Raw genomic sequence first — 22,641 nt, 5'->3', positions numbered from 1 at the left:
CAGGCAATGGCAGCCCGCAGCCGCATGAGACCCTGAGTGAACAGCGCCCGCGACTATCTTAACGACATCGACCGCTTTGGTCGCTTGCTGGACGGTTACCGTCCCCGCGAGCCCCAGTTGCGCATGGCGGATGCCGTGGCGGAAGCGATCCGCGCGCGCGGCACGCTGTTGGTGGAGGCGCAAACCGGCACCGGCAAGACGCTGGCCTACCTGCTGCCGGCGCTGTTGTCCGACGGGCCCACGCTGGTCTCCACCGGCACCAAAAGCCTGCAGGATCAGCTTTTCTTCAAGGATCTGCCGGTGGTGCTCAAGGCCCTGGGCCTGCCCCGCAAGGCGGCGCTGCTCAAGGGGCGCGCCAATTACCTGTGCCCCTACCGGCTGGAGCTGCACCAGGAGGAAGCCCGCTTCCTGACCCGGGAAACCGCCGAGCAACTGCAGGTGGTGGCGCACTGGGCCGGGCGCACCAGGACCGGCGACATCGCCGAGCTCAAGCAGCTCCCGGAGGATGCTCCGGTATGGCCCTGGGTAACCAGCACCGCCGACAACTGCCTGGGCACCGAATGCCCCAAGTACAGCGAATGCCCGCTGATGAACGCCCGCAAGGAAGCCCAGGAGGCGGACCTGGTGGTGGTCAACCACCATTTGTTCTTCGCCGACGCGGCGTTGCGCGGGGAGGGCGTTTCCGAACTGCTGCCCAGCGCCAACACGGTGATCTTCGATGAAGCCCACCAGTTGCCGGAGGTGGCCGCCACCTTCTTCGGCGATTCCCTGAGCACCCGTCAGATTCAGGAACTGGGCCGTGACGCGTTGTCCGAGGCGGCGCACTCGGCGCTCGATCTGGCGGCGCTGAACCAGCACATTTCCGCCCTGGACAAGGCCGGCCAGGACCTGCGCCTGAGCCTGGGCGAGCAGGAGCGGCGCGCGCCCTGGTCCGAGGTGGCGGAACTGCCGGCGGTGCGCGAGGCCGGCGAGGCGCTGCTCGACGCGCTCATCGACCTGAACGATTTTCTGGAACCCGAGGCCCGCGCCAGCCGTGGCCTGGAGTCCTGTGCCCGGCGCGCCTCCGAGCATGTGCTGACGCTCAAATCGATCCTCGATGCCAATGGCCCCAACCGGGTCTACTGGTTCGAGACCTTCCGCCGCACCGTGGTGCTGCACAGCACGCCGCTGTCGGTGGCCGGGCAACTGCGCGCCCAGCGCGACAAGCATCCCTGCACCTGGATTCTGACCTCGGCGACCCTGTCGGTGGCGGGGCGCTTCGAGCACCTGCAAAAGCGCCTGGGCCTGGACGAGGCGGACACCCTGAGCCTGGAGAGCCCGTTTGATTTCAAGCGGCAGGCGGTGTTCTACGTGCCCGAGAATCTGCCGGCGCCGTCGTCGCCGGATTACACCGCCAGCCTGACGCGGGCGATGATCCCGGTGATCCGCGCCGCCGAAGGCCGCACTTTCTTTCTGTTCACCAGTCATCGGGCCCTGCGTGAGGCGGCGGCGTTGTTGCGCGAGGCAAAGCTGGAATACCCGCTGCTGGTGCAAGGCGAGGCCGGCCGTCGGGAACTGTTGGACGAGTTTCGGCGTCTGGGTAATGCGGTGCTGCTCGGCACCAGCAGTTTCTGGGAGGGCATCGACGTGCGTGGCGAGGCGCTCAGTTGCGTGATCATCGACAAACTGCCGTTCGGTTCCCCCGGGGACCCGGTGGCGGCGGCGCGCATCGAGCACATCAACGCCAACGGCGGCAACGCCTTCCGCGATTATCAGCTGCCCCAGGCGGTGCTGGCCCTGCGCCAGGGCGCCGGCCGGTTGATCCGCGACCCCAACGACCACGGTTTGCTGGTGGTGGGCGATCCGCGCCTGGTGACCAAGGGCTACGGGCGCCTGTTCCTGGACAGCCTGCCGGGCATGACGCGCACCCGCAAAGCGGAGGTGGTGCAACGTTTCTTTCCGCACATTGCCCGCCTGCAGGCGCAACGCCTGGCGCAATCGAAAACCGGCGAGGCGCCACCGGCGCCCGCCCCGCAAGAGCCGACCCATGACGCACATTCTGGCCATTGAAACCGCCACCGACGCCTGTTCGGTGGCGCTCTACCGGGACGGCGAGGTGCTGGAGCGCTTCGAACCCGGCGCCCGCCGCCAGACCGAGCGGGTGCTGCCGCTGGTGGATGAACTGCTGGCCGAGGCCGGTATCGGCCTGGCCGCCCTGGATGCCCTGGCGTTCGGCCAGGGCCCGGGCGCCTTTACCGGCGTGCGCGTGGCCACCTCGGTGATCCAGGGTTTGGCGTTCGCCCGCGACCTGCCGGTGGCCGGCGTCTCCACTCTGGCCGCCTGCGCGCTGGCCGCCTTCGACGCCCACCCGGGCCGGCCACGGGTACTGGCGGCCTTCGACGCGCGCATGGGCGAGCTGTATCTGGGTGCCTACCACTGTTACGCGGGCGGCAACGGTCAGGGCGAGCGCGTCGAGGCGCTGCTGGCGGATGGCCTGTTCGACCCGGACGACGTGCCCGCCCTGGACGGTGGCGACTGGCTGCTGGCCGGCTCCGGCGCGGTTTATCGGGAGCGCATCGCCACCCGGGTGACTCTGGCGGAGGTGGACGAGGCCGCCGCGCCGCGGGCCTCGGCGGTGGCCCGGCTGGCGGCGCCGCTGGTGGCCGCCGGCCTCACGGTACCGGCGGAACAGGCGCAGCCGGTCTACCTGCGTGACCGGGTAGTATGATTTCGGCGCTGGATCGCGGCTGAAGCCGCTCCTACCGCGTAAACGCCCCGTAGGAGCGGCTTCAGCCGCGATCGCGCCACGCCAAGGAGAAACGAAATGATCGAATGGGACCTGCCGGATGTTCACGAGCTGCAAGTGGTGGTGGCGCCGGAATCCATCGATGTGCTCGGCCATGTGAACAACACCGAGTACCTGCGTTACATGGAGAGGATTGCCTGGCAGCACACCCAGGTGCTGGGGCTGGGTTGGGATGAATACCAGCGCCTCAACCGCTGCATGGTGGCGCGCCACACCGAGGTGGACTACCTGGCCCCGGCCTACCAGGGCGAGACCCTGCGGGTGGGTACCTGGATCGTGGAAAACGACCAGCGCATCACCATCACCCGCCGTTACCAGATCGTGCGCGAAAGCGACGGCCTGACCCTGCTGCGCGGGCGCACCAAATGGGTGTGCGTGGCCCTGGATTCCGGCAAGCCGCGCCGCATGCCGCCGGAATTCCTCAGCGGCTACCAGATCACCGCCGAGGAATAAGGAAATCATTGAATGGACAATTTCCAGGCGCTGATCCTGGCGCTGATTCAGGGACTGACGGAATTCCTGCCGATCTCCAGTTCCGCCCATCTGATTCTGCCCTCCCAGGTGCTGGGCTGGCCGGACCAGGGGCTGGCGTTCGACGTGGCGGTGCATCTGGGCACCTTGCTGGCGGTGGTGGTTTACTACCGCCGGGATCTGTGGGGCATGACCCGGGGTGCCGGCCAGGGCCTGGTGGAACGGCGCATGAACCCTGACCTGCGCCTGGGCCTGCTGGTGGTGCTGGCCACCATTCCGGCGGTGGCGGCGGGCTTTCTGCTCAAGGACCTGATCGAGAACGAGCTGCGCTCGGCGGCGGTGATCGCCACCACCACGGTGGTGTTCGGCGTCGCCCTGTGGCTGGCGGACGTATTCGGTGCCCGGCGCCGGGGTGTGGATCAGGTGGGCGTGGGCAGTGCCCTGCTGATCGGGCTGGCCCAGGCGGTGGCGCTGATTCCCGGCACCTCGCGCAGCGGCATCACCATTACCGCGGCGTTGGCGCTGGGCTTCCGCCGCGAGGACGCGGCGCGCTTTTCGTTCCTGATGTCGGTGCCGGTGATTCTGGGCGCCGGCCTGCTCAAGACCAAGGACCTGATCGAAAGCCAGCAGGCGGTGGATTGGGCCCATATGGCCCTGGGCGTGGCGGTAAGCGCGATCACCGCCTACCTGACCATCGTCTTCTTCCTGCGCCTGCTGGACCGGCTCGGCATGCTGCCGTTCATGGTCTACCGCCTGTTGCTGGGCGCCATTCTCTTTATCTGGTTCGTATGAGCGCGGCGGTGGGCTGCCTGCCCGGTGCCCCGGCGGTGGCCGGCGGCGCGCCGGTGGCCACGGTGGCCGAGGCGCGGGAGCGGGGTTTCGCCCTGGTGCTGGGCCCGGCCGGTGACGATGGCGCCCTCAGTTTGTGGGACCCGGCGGCCCGCGCCGCGCCGCTCAAGGTGGATTTTCTCGGCGGCCGCCAGGGCTACCGGCTGGCCGCCGAGCGCGCCCGCCATGAGCGCCTGATCAAGGCCTTGGGCAAGCCCCGGGACGGTATTGACCGGGTGCTGGATCTGACCGCCGGCCTGGGCCGCGACGCCGCCCTGATGGCCGCCGCCGGTTTTCCGGTGACCCTGGTGGAGCGCCAGCCGGCACTGCAGGCGCTGCTGGCGGACGGCCTGGCCCGGGCCGCCGACACCGAGTTGGCGGCGCGTCTGACCCTGCTGCCCGCCGGCGAGGCCACCGAGGTGGCATTGCCCGCCGGGCCCTGGCACGCGGTGTATCTGGACCCCATGTTCCCGGCGCGGGCCAAGAGCGCCGCCGTGAAGCAGGATCTGCAATGGCTGCAGACGCTGTGCGCTTATCCGGACCTGGAGGAAGAGGCGGCGCTGCTGGCCCTGGCCCGGGCCCGGAACGCCCGCCGCGTGGTGGTGAAGCGCCCCCGCAAGGCGCCGCCCCTGGCCGGCGTGGCGCCGCACCACGGCCACGAAGGCAAAACCGTACGCTTCGATGTTTATATGCCGTTGTCGCCGGCTTAGAGGCCGATCGCGACTGAAGCGGAATGCCGCCCAGTCGCTCCTTGTGTCTCTCCGCAGGGAGAGGGTCCGTAGGAGAGACTTCAGTCGCGATCAGCCCGGCGGCACTGACCGCGCGCAGGCCTTGCGAACCCGCAGCGCCTGCCCTGCGTTTCTGCAACGGTGTTTTGAAGTTAGCTATTAACTATTCACTGTTAACTGTTCACTGTTAACTAAGGCGCGGCGGGCTATTTGCCCGCCTCAGTGCCTTTCGCCGGGTTGGCGTCCGCGGATTGTTCCTCTTCGGCGGTGCGGGCCAGGGCTTCCTCCAACTGCGGCACCCGGGTGACGCGCTGGATCGCCTGGCTGATGTCCGGGCTGAGAATGCGCCGGGCCTCGTCGTCCAGGGCGCGCAGGTTGTCGCCAAAGTGCAACTGATCGTCGTCGTCCAGCCACACCAGCTCGGTGTCCAGCAACTGGCGGATGAAGTTGCGCAGCACCACCTTGTCGAAGAATTCCGGTGAGTTGAACTCATACAGCAGCGACAGCCGCTGGGCGGTGTGGTGGGCCAGGTCGCCGAGCTGGTCGGCGGTGAGCCGTCCGTCGCCGTACTGCACCAGCAGGCGGATGGTCAGGTAGTAGCGCTCCAGGGAAGGCATCACCGTCTGACCCAGGTGGGCGAGCATGTCCGAGGCGTGGGTGTGGATGGCGACGCCGTGCAGGCAGTCGCCTTCGCGGTTCACCAGGCCGTGTTCCTCCAGCACCGTGGCGATGCGCTCCACCGCCGAGGTCAGGTCCTGGTCCTCGCGCCAGTGCAGGAAATACTCGTTGCGGAAGAACGGGTAGAGCAGGGCGATCATGCTCTGCAGCACGTCCAGACTGATGCTCCGGGCGTTGAGGAACAGCGAGCAGATCAGCCCGGGCAGGATGAACAGGTGCAGGCTGTTGTTGCGCACATAGGCCATCTGCAGGGCGGTCTTGGGATCGGTGGTGACCACGTCGCCCAGTGGGTGCGCCACGCGGATCAGGAACTCGTGTTCCAGGCCGTACTCGATGATGGTCTCGGCGTCGGTCTCCGCCAGGCGGGCGGTGTCGCTGTAGGGCGCCTCGCCGAGCAGATTGATGTAGAGCTGCAACTGCTGGCGCAGCTGCTGCAGATCCATGGTGTGCTTGGGCGTGGCCAGCAGCGCCAGGCTGATCAGGTTCACCGGGTTGGCCACGGCGGCGGCATTGATGCCGGTGACCACGTCGCGGCCCAGGTCGTTGATGGTGTGCTTGAACCAGTCCGGGGTCTCGTTGACGCTCAGTTCCTCGTTGCGCCAGCCCTCCCGGTGATCGTCCAGATAGTCCACCAGCTTGATCGGCTCGCCGAAGTTCACGTGCACCTGGCCGAAGTGGCTGCGCAGCACTTTCAGGGATTTCACCAGGCGGAATATCGATTCCTTCTTCTTCTTGCCGCCGCCCAGCTCGCCCATGTAGGTGCTGGCTTCAATCACCTTTTCGTAGCCGATGTACACCGGCACGAAGGCGATCGGCTTGCGCGCGTCGCGCAGGAAGCTGCGCACCGTCATCGCCAGCATGCCGGTGCGCGGTTGCAGCATGCGCCCGGAGCGGCTGCGGCCACCCTCCACGAAATACTCGATGGAAAAGCCCCGGGTGGTGATGCTGTGCAGGTATTCGTAGAACACCGCCGCGTAGAGCGGGTTATCGCGGAAGCTGCGGCGCATGAAGAAGGCACCGCCCCGGCGCAGGATGGTGCCCACCACCGGCAGGTTCAGGTTGATGCCGGCGGCGATGTGCGGCGGCACCAGGCCATTGCGGTAGACCACGAAGCTGAGCAGCAGGTAGTCGATGTGGCTGCGGTGGCAGGGCACGTAGATCACTTCGTGGTCGCGGGCCACCTGGGTCAGGTGCTCAAGATTGTACAGGCGGATGCCGTCGTAAAGCCGGTTCCACAGCCAGTTGAGAAACAGCTCCAGGGCACGGATCACGGTGTGCGAATAGTCCGCCGCGATCTCCAGGGCATAGCCCCGGGCGCGGGCCATCACCTTATCCTCGCTCTCGTTGTTCTCGGCGGCGGCCTCGGCGATCGCCTCGCGCACCGAGGGCGCCTCCATGATGGCGTAGCTCAGCGTGCGGCGGTGGGACAGGTCCGGCCCGATGGCCGCCTCCTGCTGGCGCCGGAAATGCACGCGCAGAATGCGCGAGGTCTTGCGCACCACCTGGTCGTCGGAGCGGCACTGATCCATCACCTGGCGCAGGGACACCGGCGGGCTGAACTGCACGTACAGATCCCGACCCTGGGTCAGGATGATCAGGAATTTCTTGATCAGGCCCGGCGGCGACCAGTTGTTGGAGAAGATGATCCGCCACAGGGAGCTTTCCTTCTCCGGCTGACGACCCCAGAACACGGATACCGGCACCAGCTGCACGTCCAGCTCGGCGTTCTGTTTGAGCCCCGCCACCAGCCGCTGCAGCCGCGCGGGGGTGATCGCCCGGCGCTGTCGCGCCACCGACATCTCGCGTTTGTAGACATGGAAATAGCTGCGCGACAGATGCTGCTTGCCCAGGGTCAGCGATGCCTTGGGCGCGCTCAGGCCCAGCCGCCGCGCCGCCTGGTCCGCCACCGCGGCGTCCGCCACGGAGCGGTCGCGCAGCACATACACCACGGGTTTATTGGGATCCAGCTGCAGTTCTTCCGGATCGCCGGGCAGTGCCCGGATCCGGGTGCACAGGCGCATGAACGCGCGGATCAACAGGAAGAAAAGTCGGTCCAGTCCTAACCAGGGCGTCATAGGGGCCAAAATCGTGGCGAATGGACCGCCGATTCTACCTAAGGAGAGCGGTCTCGCGCACCACCGTATGTCGCACTGGCGCGCGGCTGTCACGGCGCCGTAGAATCCCGACCTCAATGATTCAATACAAGACAAGGGGGAAGCCAGGTGTCAGAGCATCAGGCGGGGATTTTCGACCGCAGCTACACCCAGCATTTGTTTCTCGAATACGCCCTCGGTGGCGGCCACGACAAAGACCGCATCCGCCGGGCCCTGCGCCAGGCCCTGGCCCTGGCCGGTGAGCGCACGCCGGTACTGGTGGCCTTCGGCCCCGGGCTGTGGTCGCGTCTGTCCTCGAAGTTTGATTTTCCCGCTTTCTACCTGGAAGGCCAGGTACCCGCCACCCAGGGTGACCTGTTCGTCTGGGTGCAGGCCGACAACCGCGGCGACCTGTTCGACACCGGCCTGGCGGTGCACCGGCAACTGCGCGATGAGCTGGCCCTGCAACTGGAAGTGGACGCCTTCGTCTACCACGACCTGCGCGACCTGAGCGGATTCGTCGACGGCATCGGCAACCCGGAAGGGGAGGCCGCCCGCCAGGCCGCCATTATCCCTGATCCCCATCCCGCCGCCGGCGGCAGCTGGGTGCTCAGCCAGAAATGGGTGCACGGCGGTCTGGAGGACTTCCACAAAATGCCGGTGGCCGAGCAGGAAAACGTGTTCGGCCGCACCAAAGCCGATGCCGTGGAATTCGACGATGAACGCATGCCGGACAACGCCCACGTGGGACGCACCGACGTGGACCGCGACGGCGTGCCGCAGAAAATCTGGCGCCGCTCCGTGCCCTACGGCTCCACCACCGAGCACGGCCTGTATTTCCTCGCCTTCAGCTGCGAACTGGACCGCTTCGATTACCTGCTGCGGCGCATGTACGGCCTCACCGAGGACGGCGTCCGCGACCGCATGCTGGACTTCACCCACCCGGTGACCAGCTCCTGGTGGTACGCCCCCACCCAGGAGTGGCTGGCGGCGCTTTGAGTTATCCGCCACGGGCGCCGAATTACCCGCCACGGGCGCCGACCACTCCGCCGCCGGCGCCGCCGGGCCCGCCCGCCACGGCGCTCGGCAGCCGACCGCCCAGGCCCTGGCTGGGCATTGCCCTGATGGCCGCCGGCGTCATGACCCTGCCGCTCATGGACGGCCTGGCCAAGTCCCTCAGCGAGCAGTACCACGTGGTCCAGGTCACCTGGGCCCGCTACCTGTTCCACTTCCTGCTGCTCGGCGCGCTGCTGCTCTGGCGCCTGCGCCCCCGTGACCTGATCCCCCGCCACCTGGGCATGCAGACCCTGCGCAGCGCCTGCCTGCTGCTCACCACCCTGGGCTACTTCGGCGCCCTGGCGTACCTGCCCATGGCCAACGCCCTGGCCCTGGTATTCATCGGCCCCCTCGCCAGCACCGCCCTGGCGCCGCTGATCCTTGGCGAACGCGCCGGCCCGCGCCGCTGGATCGCCGTGGCGATCGGCTTCGCCGGCACCCTGGTGGTAATCCGCCCCGGCGTCGGCGCCTTCCACTGGGCCAGCCTGCTGGCCCTCGGCGCCGGCCTCAGCTACGCCTTCTACCAACTCACCACCCGCCGCCTCGCCGGCAGCGGCCGCCCCTCGGTAACCCTGCTCTACACCGCTGTCTTCGGCCTCGCCGTGCTCAGCCTGATCGTCCCCGCCACCTGGCGCGCCCCGGACCCCGCCGGCTGGGCCCTGATGGTGCTCATGGGCGCCATCGGCGCCTTCGCCCACTTCCTCATCATCCGCGCCTTCGAATACGCCGCCGCCCCCATCCTCGCCCCAGTGAGCTACATGGAAATGGTCTCCGCCGTCCTCATCGGCTGGCTCATCTTCGGCGACTTCCCCGACCCCTCGACCTGGCTCGGCATCGGCCTGATCACCGGCAGCGGCTTGCTGATTCTGGTTTGGGATCGGTAGGGGCGGCTCGTTCAGGCTGGCGAGCCCTAATCCACCTTCCATTTGCTGAACATCTTGCGGACCAGGAAGGGCGTCAGCTTGAGGCTGGCGCCGAGCCATTTGAGGGGGCCGCGGGGGAAGGCGAAGTGGAGGGCGTTGAGCAGGCCCCGGTAGGTGGCCTGGTCGAAGGGGTACCACCAGAGGTTACGTTTGGCGGGTAGCCGGTCCCAGTTGATGACCTTGGCGTTGGTCATTTCGAGCAGGCCTTCCGGGCCGTGGGTGCGGCCGATGCCGGATTCTTTCCAGCCGCCCCAGGGGGCTTCGGAGAGGCCGTGGGTGTAGAGGTGGTCGTTGAGGGTGGTGACGCCGGTTTGCAGGCGCGCGGCGAGCGCGCGGCCTTTGCGGGTGTCGCGGGTCCAGATCGAGGAGGTGAGCGCCAGGTTGGAGCGGTTGGCGCGGGTCAGGGCCTGTTCGGCGTCGGTGACTCTTTCCACGGCGATGATCGGGCCGAAGGTTTCCTCGCATACGGTGAGCATGGTGTCGTTGACGCCGGTGAGCAGGGTGGCGGGGAAGAAGTAGCCGTGTTCCACGTCGCCGACTGGTTGCGACTGGGCTTCGATGCGCGCGCCTTTGGCGAGGGCGTCTTCCAGGTGTTGTTGCACGGTGCGCAGCTGGCCTTCGGTGGTGAGGCTGCCGATGTCCACGCTGATGTCGTCGCGCTGGCCGGGGCCGTGGCGCAGGGCGCGGGTTTTCTTGGCGAGCAGGGCGACGAACTCGTCGTGGACACTGTCTTCCACGTAGATGCGTTCCACGCCGCCGCAGCTTTGGCCTGCGTTCTGGTAGCCGGCCCAGGCGGCGCCGTTGGTGGCGCGCTCCAGGTCGGCGTCGGCGAGTACGATCATGGGATCGTTGCCGCCCAGTTCCAGTGACACGGGCGTGAGGGTTTGCGCGGCCTGGGCCATGAGGGTCTTGCCGGCGGGCACGCTGCCGGTGAAGAACAGCTTGTCGATGCCGTTCTCGAAGAAGGCGGTGGCCACTTGCGAGCCGGAGCCGACGATGTGCTGGAACAGGCCCTCGGGCAGCTCGCCGGCGTCGAGGATGCGTTCGATGGCGCGGCCCACGGCGGGGGTGGCGGCGGCCACCTTGAGCAGCACGGCGTTGCCGGCCATCAGCGCCATGGTGATTTCGCCGAAGGGGATGGAGAGCGGGTAGTTCCAGGGGCTGATGATGCCCACCACGCCCAGGGGCAGGTGTTCCACGGTGGTGCTTTTGTTGGCGAACAGCAGATGGCCGCCGCGCCTTTGGGGAGCCAGTACCTTGCCGGCGTTTTTGCCGTACCAGCTACAGGCGAGGGCACAGGGGAGTACTTCCGTGGCCAGGGCGTCGACCCGGGTTTTGCCGTTGCTGTCGCTGACGATGGTGGCCAGGTCCTCGGCGCGTTCGACGATGTAGTCACGCATCAGGCGCAGGTGCCGGGCCCGTTCCTTGAAGCTTTTGGCGGCCCAGCGGTGTTGGGCGGCGCGGGCCTTGGCGATGCGCTCGGGCAGGGTGGCCAGGTCGGTGTGGTTGAGCTCGGCCACGGCGGCGCCGGTGGCCGGGTTGTAGTCGGTGACGGTCTGCTGCTCGGCGGTCATGGGACACTCCCTTCGGCGGAAGGCGGCAAAGACGCCAGCAGAGCATAACGCCGGGCGCGGGGGAATGGCGAACCGGCGGCGAGCGGCGTCGCCGGCGTCAAAGGCGCCGGGGGCGGCTGGCGCGGGGTGCGTGGGCTTGCGATACTCGCCGGCATCGAAGGAAGAGGACGGCGAAGCCATGCTTGAAGAGTACAACTATGCCCAGTGGGCGCCCCTGGCCGGGACCTGGATCCTGGTGTGTACGCTGTTGAGTTTTTTGATCGCGCGGCACAAGGGGATGAAGCCGTTGCTGCCCACCGCCGCCGGGTTCGTGGCGGCGTTCATCCCCATCGTGGGGGTGATTTATCTGTTTGTGCTGGGGACGCGGGAGACGGCGGGGCGCGGTAAAGGATGAGGTGCCGCTTCAGTCGCGATGGCCCAGGTCCGCCCCCGCGCCTTGCAACCTAGGAGCGGCTGGCCAGGGCGATATCAGGTGAGCAGGTTCTCGAGGACGCGGCGGTAAACGCCGGTGAGGGCGTCCAGTTCGGCGATGTCGGTGTGCTCGTCCACTTTGTGGATGGTGGCGTTGACCGGGCCGAGTTCCACCACCTGGGCGCCGGTGGGGGCGATAAAGCGGCCGTCGCTGGTGCCACCGGCGGTGGACAGTTCGGTGTCGCGGCCCAGGCCCTCGCGGATCGCCGCCACGGTGGCGTCCACCAGCGCGCCCCGGTCGGTGAGGAAGGGCTGGCCGGAGAGCTTCCAGTCGATCTCGTAATCCAGGCCGTGCCTGTCCAGGACCGCCTCGGTGCGCCGGCGCAGTTCGTCCTCGGTGAGCTCCGTGGAGAACCGGAAGTTGAACACCACTTCGCAGGTGCCGGGGATCACGTTGGTGGCGCCGGTGCCGGCGTTAAGGTTGGAGATCTGGAAGCTGGTGGCCGGAAAGAAGTCGTTGCCCTGGTCCCATTCGGTGGCGGCCAGTTCCGCCAGGGCGGGAGCGGCGTCGTGAACCGGGTTGCGGGCCAGGTGCGGGTAGGCCACGTGGCCCTGTACGCCTTTCACGGTGAGCACGGCGCCCAGGGACCCGCGCCGGCCGTTCTTGATCACGTCGCCCACGGTGTCGGTGGAGGAGGGTTCGCCCACCAGGCAGTAGTCGATGGCTTCATTACGCGCCTGCAGGGTGTCCACCACCTTGACGGTGCCGTTCACCGAGGGGCCTTCCTCGTCGGCGGTGATCAGAAAGCCGATGCTGCCGGCGTGGTCCGGGTGGGCGGCCACGAATTCTTCCACCGCCACCAGCATGGCGGCGATGGAGCCTTTCATGTCGGCGGCGCCACGGCCGTAGAGCTGGCCGTCGTGCTCGGTGGGTTGGAACGGGTCGAAGCGCCAGGCGTTGGTGTCGCCGGTGGGCACCACGTCGGTGTGGCCGGCGAACACGAACAGCGGGCCGGCGTCGCCGCGCCGGGCCCAGAGATTACGCACTTCCTCGAACCACAGGGTTTCGCACCGGAAACCCAGGGCCTCCAGTTTTTCCACCATCCAGTCCTGACAGCCTTTGTCCTCGGGGGTTACCGAGGGGCGGCGGATGAGTTCCTTGGCGTAGTCCAGTGTACGGCTCATGAAGGCTCCGGCTTCGCCGGCATGCTGCACGCTGCACGCTGGCACGCCGGAAAGCGTGGTGCGTGCCGCGTGCCGGCGTGCGGGCATCAGTTGTGTTTATGCAGCTCTTCGTTGAGGGCGATGGCGCTCTTGTTGGTCTGGCATTGCACCGCGCCGCTCACGGAGTTACGACGGAACAGCAGATCGGACTGGCCGGCCAGGTCGCGGGCCTTGACGGTGTCGGCCACCTTGCCGTCCTCGTCGAGCACTTCCACCTTGGTGCCGGAGGTGATGTACAGGCCGGCTTCGATGGTGCAGCGGTCGCCCAGGGGAATGCCGGTGCCGGCGTTGGCGCCGAGCAGGCAGTTTTCGCCCAGGGAGATGACGATGTTGCCGCCGCCGGACAGGGTGCCCATGGTGGAGGAACTGCCGCCCAGGTCGGAGCCCTTGCCGACAAACACACCGGCGGAGATGCGGCCTTCGATCATGCCCGGGCCTTCGGTGCCAGCGTTGAAGTTGATGAACCCTTCGTGCATGACGGTGGTGCCTTCACCCACGTAGGCGCCCAGGCGGACGCGGGCGGTGTCGGCGATGCGTACGCCGGCGGGTACCACGTAGTCGGTCATCTTGGGGAACTTGTCGACGCTGTTCACTTCCAGCAGCTTGCCGTTGAGGCGTGCAAGCAGTTGCCGCTCGGGCAGCTCGTTCAGGTCGATGGCGCCTTCGTTGGTCCAGGCCACGTTGGGCAGCAGCGGGAAGATGCCGCTGAGCACCACGCCATGGGGTTTGACCAGGCGGTGGGAGAGCAGGTGCAGCTTCAGGTAGGCCTCCGGGGTGGAGGCGGGTTCGGCGTCGGTTTCCAGGATGGTGAGCACCACCGGGCGCTCGCTTTCCTGGAACGCCACCGCGTAGCTCGCTTCGTGCTCGAAGCCGGCTTCCCGCCATTCCCGGGCGAGATGCTGGATCTGCCGGTGGGTCAGTTCGAGGGCCGCGTTGCCGCCTTCGTAGCCCACTTCCTCGCGGACCACCTCCACCAGTTTCGGGTCCGGTTTCAGGTAGGGGTCCGGATAGAAAACTTCCAGCCATTGCTCGTCGCGGTTCTTGGTGCCACAGCCCAGGGCCATCGCGAAAATCGTGCTCATGTTGCCTCCTTTGGCGCTTGCACGCTCCACGCATCACGCCTGCACGCCATCTTGCGTGTGAGCGTGCAGCGTGCGGGCGTGGTCAGCGAATCATCTTATCAATTCCTTCCACTCGTCGGCGTTGAAGCCGGCGCGCAGGTGTTTATCGGTACGCAGGATCGGTCGCTTGATCAGGGACGGGTTGGCCAGTGCTTGCGCCACGGCGCTGTCGGTGTCCATGTTGTCGCGCACCTCCGGGTCGAGCTTGCGCCAGGTGGTGCCGCGACGGTTGATCACCGTGTCCCAGCCCAGTTCCGCCATCCACCGGCGCAGATGGTCCTCGGGCACGCCTTCCTTGCGATAGTCGTGGAAATGATAATCCACGCCCTGTTCATCCAGCCACTTCATGGCCTTCTTCATGGTATCGCAGTTCTTGATGCCATAGATCGTGGTCATCGTGGTGCTTCCTTCATGCTGGGATCGTGGCTGAAGCCGCTCCTACAAAGCGACTGCAGGAGCGGCTTCGGCCGCGATGCCGTTACAACCTTTCAATCAGGGCGCGGATGCGTCGCGCGCCCTCGATGCACTGGTCGAGTTCCGCCACCAGGGCCATGCGTACCCGGTTCTTGCCGGGGTTGCGACCGTCCACGGTGCGTGACAGATAACGGCCGGGCAGCACGGTGACGTTTTCCTCGGCCTTGAGACGGCGGGCGAAGGTCTCGTCGTCCACCGGCGTCTTTGGCCACAGATAGAAGCCCGCGTCCGGGGCGGATACCTTAAGAGGCTCGCCGAGAATGTCCAGCACCGCGTCGAACTTGGCGTTGTAGAAGTCGCGGTTCTCCCGCACGTGGGCTTCGTCGTTCCAAGCGGCGATGCTGGCCAGTTGGTGGTGCACGGGCATGGCGCAGCCGTGGTAGGTGCGATAGCGCAGGAAGCCCGCCAGGATTTCGGCGTCACCGGCGACGAAGCCGGAGCGCAGCCCGGGCAGGTTGGAGCGCTTGGACAGCGAGTGGAACACCACGCAGCGGCGGTAGTCGTGGCGGCCCAGTTCGGCGCAGGCCTGCAGCAGCCCCGGGGGCGCCTGGTCCCGGTAGATTTCCGAATAGCACTCGTCGGACGCGATCACGAAGTCGTACTTATCGGCGAGCTGGATCAGTGCCTTGAGCTGCGCCTTGGTGAGCACCGCGCCGGTGGGATTGCCCGGCGTGCAGATGAACAGCAACTGGGTGCGCCGCCAGACGTCCTCTTCCACGGCGTCGAAGTCCGGTTGCAGGCCGCTGGCCTGGGTGCAGGGCAGATACACCGGTTCGCCGCCGCCGAGCAGGGCGGCCCCTTCGTAGATCTGGTAGAAGGGGTTGGGCATCAATACCAGCGGGTCGCGGCGGCGGTCGAGCAGGGCCTGGGCGAAGGCGAACAGGGCTTCCCGGGTGCCGTTCACCGGCAATACCTGATGGTCGGCGTCCACGCTCTCCAGCTTGAAGCGCCGGGTCAGCCAGCCGGCGATGGCCTGGCGCAATTCCGGCAGGCCGGCGGTGGCCGGGTATTTGGCGAGCAGGGCGGTATTGTCGCGCAGCGCCTGTTGCACGAACGCCGGCGCCGGGTGCTGCGGCTCGCCGATGGACAGGGCGATGGGTGCTTTGTCCGCCGGGGTCAGGCCGGCGAACAGGGCGCCCAGCTTTTCAAACGGATACGGGTGCAGCCGTTCCAGATCGGGATTCATGGTGTTCCTTATCAGGGCCTAGAGGGTGACGGACAGGGTGTCGTTCTTGCTGCGGTCGTCCAGTTCGCGGATCAGGGTATCGCGCAGACGCTCGCACAGCTCCGGGTCGGACACCGGTTGGCCGTCCAGATCGGTAATGAAGAACACGTCCTCGGCTTTCTCGCCCAGGGTGGCGATGCGCGCGTTCTGCACCAGCAGCTCGAATTGCACGAAGATGCGCCCAATGTGCGCCAGCAGGCCGGGGCGGTCCAGGGTCTGCACGTCCACCACGGTGCGGTCATTGACGATGTCGTTGCTGATGGTGACCTGGGTGGGGACGTCGAAGTGCTTGTTGCGCCGGGGCATGCGCCGGCTCACCGTGTTGCCGAAGTGCTCCGGCTCCTTGAGGGTCTCGGTGAGCGTCTTGCGGATGTGTTCAATGCGCGGCCAGTCGTCGCCGATCGGCGTGCCGTTCTCGTCGAGCACGATGTAGGTGTCCAGGCTGAAACCGTCGGCGCTGGTGATAATACGCGCGTCCATGATGGTCAGGCCGAGGCTGTCGATGGCGTTCACGGTGGCGGCGAACAGATTGCGGGTGTCCGGCGTGTAGATGAATATTTGCGAGCCGCCTTCCAGGTTACCCGGGCTGGTTTCCGATTCACGGATCAGCACCAGCGGGTCCCGATCGTTGGTGCGTTCCAGTAGCGCTTCAGTGTGCCAGGCGATGTCCCAGGGCGTTTCGCGCAGGAAGTACTCGTCGCCGATGTTGGCCCACAGGGCCTCGATGGCCTTGATGTCGTGGTCCCGTTCGGCGAGTAGCTTGAGCGCCTCGTCCCGGGTCTCGTCGATCCAGTCCTGCTTGTCCTGAGGGTTGTTGAGCCCGCGGCGCAGGGCGCGCTTGGTTTCCATATAAAGCTGGCGCATCAGGGAGGCGCGCCAGGAATTCCACAATGCCGGATTGGTGGCGTTGATGTCCGCCACGGTGAGCACGTAAAGGTAGTCCAGGTGCACCAGGTCGCCCGCGGTGCGAGCGAATTCGTGCACCACGTCCGGGTCGGAGATGTCCTTGCGCTGGGCGGTCACGCTCATGGTCAGGTGATTGCGCACCAGCCAGGCGCACAGCTTGGCGTCCCAACTGGTCAGACCGTGGCGCTGACAGAAAGCGATGGCGTCGTCGGCGCCCAGTTCCGAGTGGTCGCCGCCGCGGCCCTTGGCGATGTCGTGATACAGGCCGGCTACGTACAGCAGCTCCGGCTTGGGCAAGCGGTAGTACACCTCGCAGGCCACCGGAAACTCATCGCGCATGTTCTCGTAGCGCAGCCGGCGCATGTTCTTGAGCACCAGCAGGGTGTGCGCGTCCACGGTGTAAATATGGAACAGGTCGTACTGCATCATGCCGATGATGCGACCGAACTCGGGCAGGTACTTGCCGAGGATGCCGTAGCGCTTCATCCGCCGCAGTTGGGTGAACAGCGCATGGGGGCTGCGCAGCAGCTGCATGAACAGGCCGGTGTTGGCCGGGTCGTTGCGGAAGTCGTCGTCAATCAGCCGTCGGCAGTGAATCAGCTCGCGCACGGTGGCGGCGCGGATGCCCTTCAGATCCGGGTTCTGGGCCATCAGTACGAAGGCTTCCAGCAGCGCGGACGGATGCTTGCGGAAGGTGTCCGGGGCGCTCATCTCCAGGTAGTTGTTGCGTACCTGGAAGCGGCGGTTGAGCGGGCGCACTTGTTCCGGCTCGCCGGCGCGCAGGATCGCCTCGTCGAACAGCTGCAGCAGCATGTCATTGAGCACCGACAGGGCCAGCGCCGCCCGGTAGAACTCCTTCATGAACAGTTCCACCGCCAGATTGGCGTTGGAATCGCGGTGGCCGAGGCGTTCCGCCAGTTGCCGCTGATGGTCGAACAGCAGCCGGTTTTCGTTGCGGCCGGTGAGCGAATGGAGCTGCCAGCGCACCCGCCACAGGTAGTCCAGGCAGCGGGTCACGGCGTCGAACTCAACGCGGGTGATGAAACCGGCGTCCACCAGGGCCTCCAGACTGTCGCCGCCGAAGTGGCGCTTGGCTACCCAGGCGATCATCTGCACGTCGCGCAGGCCGCCCGGGGCGTTCTTGATGTCCGGTTCCAGGTTGTATTCGGTGTCGTTGAACTTGCGGTGGCGGGCGGTCTGTTCTTCCCATTTGGCGGCGAAGAACCGGTCGGTGGGCCACATGCGGTCCGGCCCGGTGCGCACCGCCAGATCCTCGCGGACCCGGTCATCGCCGGCCAGGGTGCGCGCTTCCATGATGTTGGTGGCCACGGTGATGTCCTGGCCGGCCAGGGTTTCGCACTCATCCAGGGTGCGCACGCTGTGGCCGATCTCCAGGCCGATGTCCCACAGGAAGGCGACGAAACCCTCCAGGGCGGAGCAGGCGTCCTGGGTCGGCGTGGCGCGGAACAGCACCATCAGGTCCACATCGGAATGGGGGTGCAGCTCGCCACGGCCATAGCCGCCCACCGCCACCAGGGCCACGTCCTGGAAATCGTCCAGGCCGAACAGGGACCAGGCCGCCACCAGCACCCGGTCCACCAGGTCGGCGCGCCCGTGCACCAGGGCCTCGATGGGGGCCTTGTCGAAGGCGGCGTCCAGCCGTGCCTGGCCCTCTTCGAGAAAATCGCGGGCCCGTTGGCCGGGCTGGTCGCTGTCGCGCAGGGCGGCAAGCAGCTTTTCGGGGCTGAGCGGGGGCGTCAAATCCTGGGGCGTCAAATCCATAGTGGCGGCGTCGCGTCCTTAATAAAGGTCGGTTTCTTCCTGGCGGGCGGTGAGTACCTCGTAGCCGTCGGCGGTGACCACCAGGGTGTGCTCCCACTGGGCGGACAGCTTGCGGTCCTTGGTGACCACGGTCCAGCCGTCGGGCAGCACCTTGTTGGCGGCCTTGCCGGCGTTGATCATCGGCTCGATGGTGAACACCATGCCTTCCTGGAGTTCCAGGCCGGTGCCGGGTTTGCCGTAATGGAGCACCTGGGGTTCCTCATGGAACACCTGGCCGATGCCGTGGCCGCAGTATTCGCGCACCACCGAGAAGCGTTCCGCCTCGGCGTGCTTCTGGATGGCGTGGCCGATGTCGCCCAGGCGCACGCCGGGTTTCACCATCCTGATGCCGGTGAGCATGCATTCCCGGGTGGTTTCCACCAGACGGCGGGCCAGCACCGACGGTTCGCCCACGTAGAACATCTTGCTGGTATCGCCGTGCCAGCCGTCCTTGATGACGGTGACGTCGATATTGATGATGTCGCCCTTCTTGAGCGCCTTCTTGTCGCTGGGGATACCGTGGCAGATCACATGGTTCACGGAGGTGCACACGGACTTGGGGAAGCCCCGGTAGCCCAGGCAGGCGGGAATCGCGTCCTGCTCGTTGACGATGTAGTCGTGGCAGAGCCGGTCCAGTTCCTCGGTGGTGACCCCGGGGCGCACGTGCTCGCCGATCATTTCCAGCACTTCCGCCGCCAGGCGGCCGGCTACGCGCATCTTGGCGATGTCTTCCGGGGTTTTAATCGTGACATTCATGTTGATCAGGGAAACTCCAGCGTTTTCAGTGGCTTGGGTGGCCAGAAAGCGGGTGGTGGCCGGGCGCTGTATACCGCTTTCTCGTTGCCCGTGACAGGCGGCTGTGGTATAAAGCGCGCGCCTTCGTCGCTCCCCGGTGGGCAGGCCCCGTGAAGCGGTGCGCCATTGTACCCGCTGGGCGTCGGCGAAGGGAAATCACACACACGCTCCGTCACATGGCTCCGGGTGCCCGTTCTTCCCAGGAAGAAGGGTTGGGTCATGCGGGAGCGTGGAGGCCTAACCCAGGAGAGAAAACCATGAGCGTAAACATGCGCGATATGCTGAAGGCCGGCGTGCACTTCGGCCACCAAACCCGTTACTGGAACCCGAAGATGAAACCCTACATCTTCGGTGCCCGGAACAAGATCCACATCATCAATCTGGAAAGCACCCTGCCGCTGTTCACCGACGCCCTGTCGTTCCTGAACAAGCTGGCGGCCAGCAACAACAAGATCCTGTTCGTTGGCACCAAGCGCGCCGCGCAGAAGGCGATCCGCGAGGAAGCCAAGCGCTGCGGCATGCCCTACGTGGATCACCGCTGGCTGGGCGGCATGCTCACCAACTGGAAGACCATTCGTCAGTCCATCAAGCGCCTGCGTGACCTGGAAGCCCAGGAGCAGGATGGCACCCTCGGCAAGCTGACCAAGAAAGAGCACCTGATGCGTCAGCGCGAGATGGAGAAGCTGGAACGCTCCATCGGCGGCATCAAGGACATGGGCGGCCTGCCCGATGCTCTGTTCGTGGTGGACGTGGACCATGAGGACATCGCCGTTCAGGAAGCCCGCAAGCTGGGTATTCCGGTGGTGGCCGTGGTGGACACCAACTCCAATCCGGACGACATCGATTACGTGATCCCGGGCAACGACGACGCCATCCGTGCCATCCAGCTGTACGTGAAGGCGGTCGCCGACACCATTCTGGAAGGCCGTGAGTACGCCCAGACCCAGGGCGGCGGCGAGAGCGAGTTCGTCGAAGTGGAGGCCGCCGAAGGCGAAGCCGCCAGCGAGCAAGCCGAAGGCTGATCACGCCGGGGCGGGCCGGGCCCGCCCCGAACGCATTCCCGAATACAAAGTTTCAAGAGGTTAAGCATGGCTGCTGTAACTGCTGCAATGGTGAAAGAGCTGCGCGAGCGCACCGGGCTCGGCATGATGGAGTGCAAAAAAGCGCTGGTGGAAGCGGATGGCGACATCGAGAAAGCCATTGACGACCTGCGTAAGTCCGGCCAGGCGAAAGCCGCCAAGAAAGCCGGCCGCACCGCCGCCGAAGGCGCCGTGGTGGTGGCTTCCAGCGACGATAACACCCGCGCGGTGATGGTGGAGATCAACTCCGAAACCGACTTCGTGGCCCGTGATGACAACTTCCTGGGCTTCTGCGAAAAAGTTGCCGGTGCCGCTCTGGCCGCCGACGAAGTGGACGCCGCCAAGATCGGCGAGCTCAAGCTCGAAGAGGGCGCCACCGTGGAAGAAGCCCGTCAGGCGCTGGTTCAGAAAATCGGTGAGAACATCCAGGTGCGCCGCGCGGTGCGTCTGAACGCCACCGACGGCCTGGTCGGTTCCTACGTGCACGGCGGCAAGATCGGCGTGCTGGTGGCCCTGTCCGGTGGCGGCGACGCGGAGCTGGCCAAGGATGTGTCCATGCACGTGGCGGCCGTGGCGCCGATGGTGGTCAAGTCCGACCAGGTGCCCGAGGACGTGCTCGACAAAGAGCGTGAAATCATCCGTGCCCAGCCGGACATGGAAGGCAAGCCGGCGGAAATCGTCGAGAAGATGCTCGGCGGCCGCATCAACAAGTTCCTCAAGGAAGTGAGCCTGAACGATCAGCCGTTCGTGAAGGACCCCAACACCACCGTGGGCAAACTGGTGCAGGACGCCGGTGCCGAAGTGGTGGCGTTCGAGCGCCTGGTGGTCGGCGAGGGCATCGAGAAGGAAGAAGTGGACTTCGCCGCGGAAGTGATGGCACAGGCGAAGCAGTAAGCCCGCTGGGGCTTGGCTTTGTCGCGCTGCCGCGCAAGAACGCCTTGTTGGCCGAGCCCAGCAAGGCGTTTTTTTCGGGCGGACGCGCGGCCCGGGGCGTTATCGGGCGGGGAACGGGCCAAATCGGCCGGGTGCCTTGGCTTGATCGCCTCCAAATGGTTTCATTAACCGCCGGCAGCGAGCCGGCGGTCGGAAAAACGGCGGGTATTCATGAGTGGCGGAGATCAAGAGATGGCCAAGAACAAGGAGCGCTCGCCGCGCTACAACCGCATTCTGCTGAAGTTGAGCGGTGAGGCGCTGGCGGGCGAGGAGGGGTTCGGCATCGACCCCCGGGTGCTGGACACCCTGTCATTGGAAATTGGCCAGCTGGTGGGTATCGGCGTGCAAGTCGGGCTGGTGATCGGCGGCGGCAACCTGTTCCGTGGCGCCGCTTTGCAGACCGCCGGCCTGGACCGCGTGGCCGGTGACCACATGGGCATGCTGGCCACGGTAATGAACGGGCTGGCCATGCGCGATGCCCTGGAACGCTCCAATATCCGCACCCGTCTCATGTCGGCCATTCCCATGAGCGGTATCGTGGAGCATTATGACCACCGCAACGCCAACCGCCATCTCAAGAACGGCGAGGTGGTGATTTTCTGCGCCGGCACCGGCAATCCGTTCTTCACCACGGATTCCGCGGCCTGCCTGCGCGGCATCGAAATCAGCGCCGACGTGGTTCTTAAGGCCACCAAGGTGGACGGCGTCTACAATGACGATCCGGTGACCAATCCGCAGGCCGAGAAATACGATCGGTTGACCTACGACGAGGTCATCGACCGCAAGCTCGGCGTCATGGACCTGACCGCGATCTGTCTGTGCCGTGACCACGACATGCCGTTGCGTGTGTTCAACATGAACAAGCAGGGTGCGCTGCTGAGCCTGATGCTCGGCGGTAACGAGGGCACCCTGGTGGAAGCAGCCAGCGAGGAACAAAGGTGATCGAGGACATCCGGAAAGACGCCCAGTCACGCATGAAGAAAAGCCTTGAGGCGCTGGATTCGGCGCTCAAGAAAACCCGTACCGGGCGGGCCCATCCGAGCCTGCTGGACGGAATTCACGTGAGTTACTACGGGTCCGATACGCCGCTCAATCAGGTGGCCAATATCTCCGTGGAAGAGGGTCGCACCCTGATCGTGTCGCCGTTCGACAAATCCCTGGTTCCGGATGTGGAAAAGGCGATCATGACCTCCGATCTGGGGCTCAATCCCTCCACCGCCGGCACCGTGATCCGCTTGCCGCTGCCGCCGCTCACCGAGGAAACCCGCAAGGGCCTGGTGAAGCACGTGCGCGGTGAGGGCGAGAACGCCAAAGTGGCGATTCGCAATATCCGCCGTGACGCCAACGGTGACCTCAAGGACCTGCTCAAGGAGAAGGAAATCTCCGAGGACGAGGCCCGGCACGGCGAGGAACAGATCCAGCAGCTTACCGACAAGATGGTGGCTGAAGTGGACAAGATGCTGAAAGTGAAGGAAGAGGAGTTGATGACGGTATAAGCGGGCAGGGCGCAGCGCCC

The 22,641-nt window shown here is 66.2% G+C and carries 20 protein-coding genes; 12 read left to right on the top strand and 8 right to left on the bottom strand.

Annotated elements, in window-relative coordinates:
• The first annotated feature begins 36 nt into the window (after window positions 1–36).
• From JF515_RS01575 to JF515_RS01555, 5 genes are all read left to right on the top strand, one after another.
• Window positions 37–2,049, top strand: a complete 2,013-nt coding sequence (locus JF515_RS01575) for a helicase C-terminal domain-containing protein (RefSeq protein ID WP_203100268.1) — start codon at window positions 37–39, stop codon at window positions 2,047–2,049.
• Window positions 2,027–2,707: a tRNA (adenosine(37)-N6)-threonylcarbamoyltransferase complex dimerization subunit type 1 TsaB gene (gene tsaB / locus JF515_RS01570; RefSeq protein WP_203100266.1), complete on the top strand. Its 681-nt coding sequence runs from the start codon at window positions 2,027–2,029 to the stop codon at window positions 2,705–2,707. The genes JF515_RS01575 and tsaB overlap by 23 nt, the downstream gene beginning before the upstream one ends.
• A 96-nt stretch (window positions 2,708–2,803) precedes the next feature.
• A complete protein-coding gene (locus JF515_RS01565) occupies window positions 2,804–3,238 on the top strand; it encodes an acyl-CoA thioesterase (RefSeq protein WP_203100258.1) in 435 nt (144 codons plus the stop codon).
• Between the two features lie 12 nt (window positions 3,239–3,250).
• A complete protein-coding gene (locus tag JF515_RS01560; RefSeq protein WP_203100256.1) occupies window positions 3,251–4,048 on the top strand; it encodes an undecaprenyl-diphosphate phosphatase in 798 nt (265 codons plus the stop codon).
• A complete protein-coding gene (locus JF515_RS01555; protein WP_203100254.1) occupies window positions 4,045–4,794 on the top strand; it encodes a class I SAM-dependent methyltransferase in 750 nt (249 codons plus the stop codon). Before JF515_RS01560 ends, JF515_RS01555 begins: the two co-directional genes overlap by 4 nt.
• Window positions 4,795–5,018: 224 nt before the next feature.
• On the opposite strand, the gene plsB is transcribed toward JF515_RS01555, so the two are convergent.
• Window positions 5,019–7,565, bottom strand: coding sequence for a glycerol-3-phosphate 1-O-acyltransferase PlsB (gene plsB, locus JF515_RS01550; protein ID WP_203100253.1), 2,547 nt, complete (start codon window positions 7,563–7,565; stop codon window positions 5,019–5,021).
• Window positions 7,566–7,712: 147 nt separating this feature from the next.
• On the opposite strand from plsB, the gene JF515_RS01545 reads away from it, so the two are divergent.
• The gene (locus tag JF515_RS01545) at window positions 7,713–8,582 is read left to right on the top strand and encodes a Dyp-type peroxidase (protein ID WP_203100252.1); all 870 of its coding nucleotides are present in this window, start codon (window positions 7,713–7,715) and stop codon (window positions 8,580–8,582) included.
• A complete protein-coding gene (locus JF515_RS01540) occupies window positions 8,579–9,523 on the top strand; it encodes a DMT family transporter (protein ID WP_203100251.1) in 945 nt (314 codons plus the stop codon). The genes JF515_RS01545 and JF515_RS01540 overlap by 4 nt, the downstream gene beginning before the upstream one ends.
• A gap of 26 nt (window positions 9,524–9,549) precedes the next feature.
• On the opposite strand, the gene JF515_RS01535 is transcribed toward JF515_RS01540, so the two are convergent.
• Window positions 9,550–11,136: an aldehyde dehydrogenase family protein gene (locus tag JF515_RS01535; protein WP_203100250.1), complete on the bottom strand. Its 1,587-nt coding sequence runs from the start codon at window positions 11,134–11,136 to the stop codon at window positions 9,550–9,552.
• Window positions 11,137–11,314: 178 nt separating this feature from the next.
• Here JF515_RS01535 and JF515_RS01530 point away from each other — a divergent pair, with 178 nt between their 5' ends.
• Entirely contained in the window at window positions 11,315–11,530 is a 216-nt protein-coding gene (locus JF515_RS01530; RefSeq protein WP_203100249.1) for a hypothetical protein, read from the top strand.
• Between the two features lie 74 nt (window positions 11,531–11,604).
• Here the strand turns inward: JF515_RS01530 and dapE are convergent, their stop codons facing one another.
• From dapE to map, 6 genes are all read right to left on the bottom strand, one after another.
• Window positions 11,605–12,732 carry a succinyl-diaminopimelate desuccinylase gene (gene dapE, locus JF515_RS01525; protein ID WP_203100248.1) on the bottom strand — a complete coding sequence of 376 codons (1,128 nt, stop codon included), beginning with the start codon at window positions 12,730–12,732 and terminating at the stop codon, window positions 11,605–11,607.
• 86 nt (window positions 12,733–12,818) lie between these two features.
• Window positions 12,819–13,853 (bottom strand): 2,3,4,5-tetrahydropyridine-2,6-dicarboxylate N-succinyltransferase, encoded by a 1,035-nt coding sequence (dapD, locus tag JF515_RS01520; RefSeq protein WP_203100240.1) that lies wholly within the window; start codon window positions 13,851–13,853, stop codon window positions 12,819–12,821.
• 90 nt (window positions 13,854–13,943) lie between these two features.
• On the bottom strand, window positions 13,944–14,288 hold the full coding sequence (locus JF515_RS01515) for an ArsC family reductase (protein ID WP_203100238.1): 345 nt from the start codon (window positions 14,286–14,288) through the stop codon (window positions 13,944–13,946).
• Between the two features lie 82 nt (window positions 14,289–14,370).
• Window positions 14,371–15,552, bottom strand: coding sequence for a succinyldiaminopimelate transaminase (gene dapC, locus JF515_RS01510; RefSeq protein ID WP_203100236.1), 1,182 nt, complete (start codon window positions 15,550–15,552; stop codon window positions 14,371–14,373).
• Between the two features lie 18 nt (window positions 15,553–15,570).
• The gene (locus JF515_RS01505) at window positions 15,571–18,279 is read right to left on the bottom strand and encodes a [protein-PII] uridylyltransferase (RefSeq protein WP_203100235.1); all 2,709 of its coding nucleotides are present in this window, start codon (window positions 18,277–18,279) and stop codon (window positions 15,571–15,573) included.
• Between the two features lie 18 nt (window positions 18,280–18,297).
• The gene (gene map / locus JF515_RS01500) at window positions 18,298–19,074 is read right to left on the bottom strand and encodes a type I methionyl aminopeptidase (protein ID WP_203100232.1); all 777 of its coding nucleotides are present in this window, start codon (window positions 19,072–19,074) and stop codon (window positions 18,298–18,300) included.
• Between the two features lie 296 nt (window positions 19,075–19,370).
• Between map and rpsB the strand changes: the two genes are divergently transcribed.
• From rpsB to frr, 4 genes are all read left to right on the top strand, one after another.
• Window positions 19,371–20,135, top strand: coding sequence for a 30S ribosomal protein S2 (gene rpsB / locus JF515_RS01495; protein ID WP_203100230.1), 765 nt, complete (start codon window positions 19,371–19,373; stop codon window positions 20,133–20,135).
• 66 nt (window positions 20,136–20,201) lie between these two features.
• Window positions 20,202–21,086 carry a translation elongation factor Ts gene (gene tsf / locus JF515_RS01490; RefSeq protein WP_203100228.1) on the top strand — a complete coding sequence of 295 codons (885 nt, stop codon included), beginning with the start codon at window positions 20,202–20,204 and terminating at the stop codon, window positions 21,084–21,086.
• A 231-nt stretch (window positions 21,087–21,317) separates the two neighbouring features.
• Complete coding sequence (gene pyrH, locus JF515_RS01485; protein ID WP_203100226.1) at window positions 21,318–22,067, top strand: UMP kinase; 750 nt, start codon at window positions 21,318–21,320, stop codon at window positions 22,065–22,067.
• On the top strand, window positions 22,064–22,621 hold the full coding sequence (frr, locus tag JF515_RS01480; protein WP_203100224.1) for a ribosome recycling factor: 558 nt from the start codon (window positions 22,064–22,066) through the stop codon (window positions 22,619–22,621). Before pyrH ends, frr begins: the two co-directional genes overlap by 4 nt.
• Window positions 22,622–22,641: the final 20 nt, after the last annotated feature.

Origin of the sequence: Alloalcanivorax marinus (genome assembly GCF_016785095.1) — a bacterium.
GTDB classification, from domain to species: domain Bacteria; phylum Pseudomonadota; class Gammaproteobacteria; order Pseudomonadales; family Alcanivoracaceae; genus Alloalcanivorax; species Alloalcanivorax marinus_A.
Note: the sequence above shows the minus strand (reverse complement) of the source record. Positions and strands in the feature narration are given on the sequence as shown.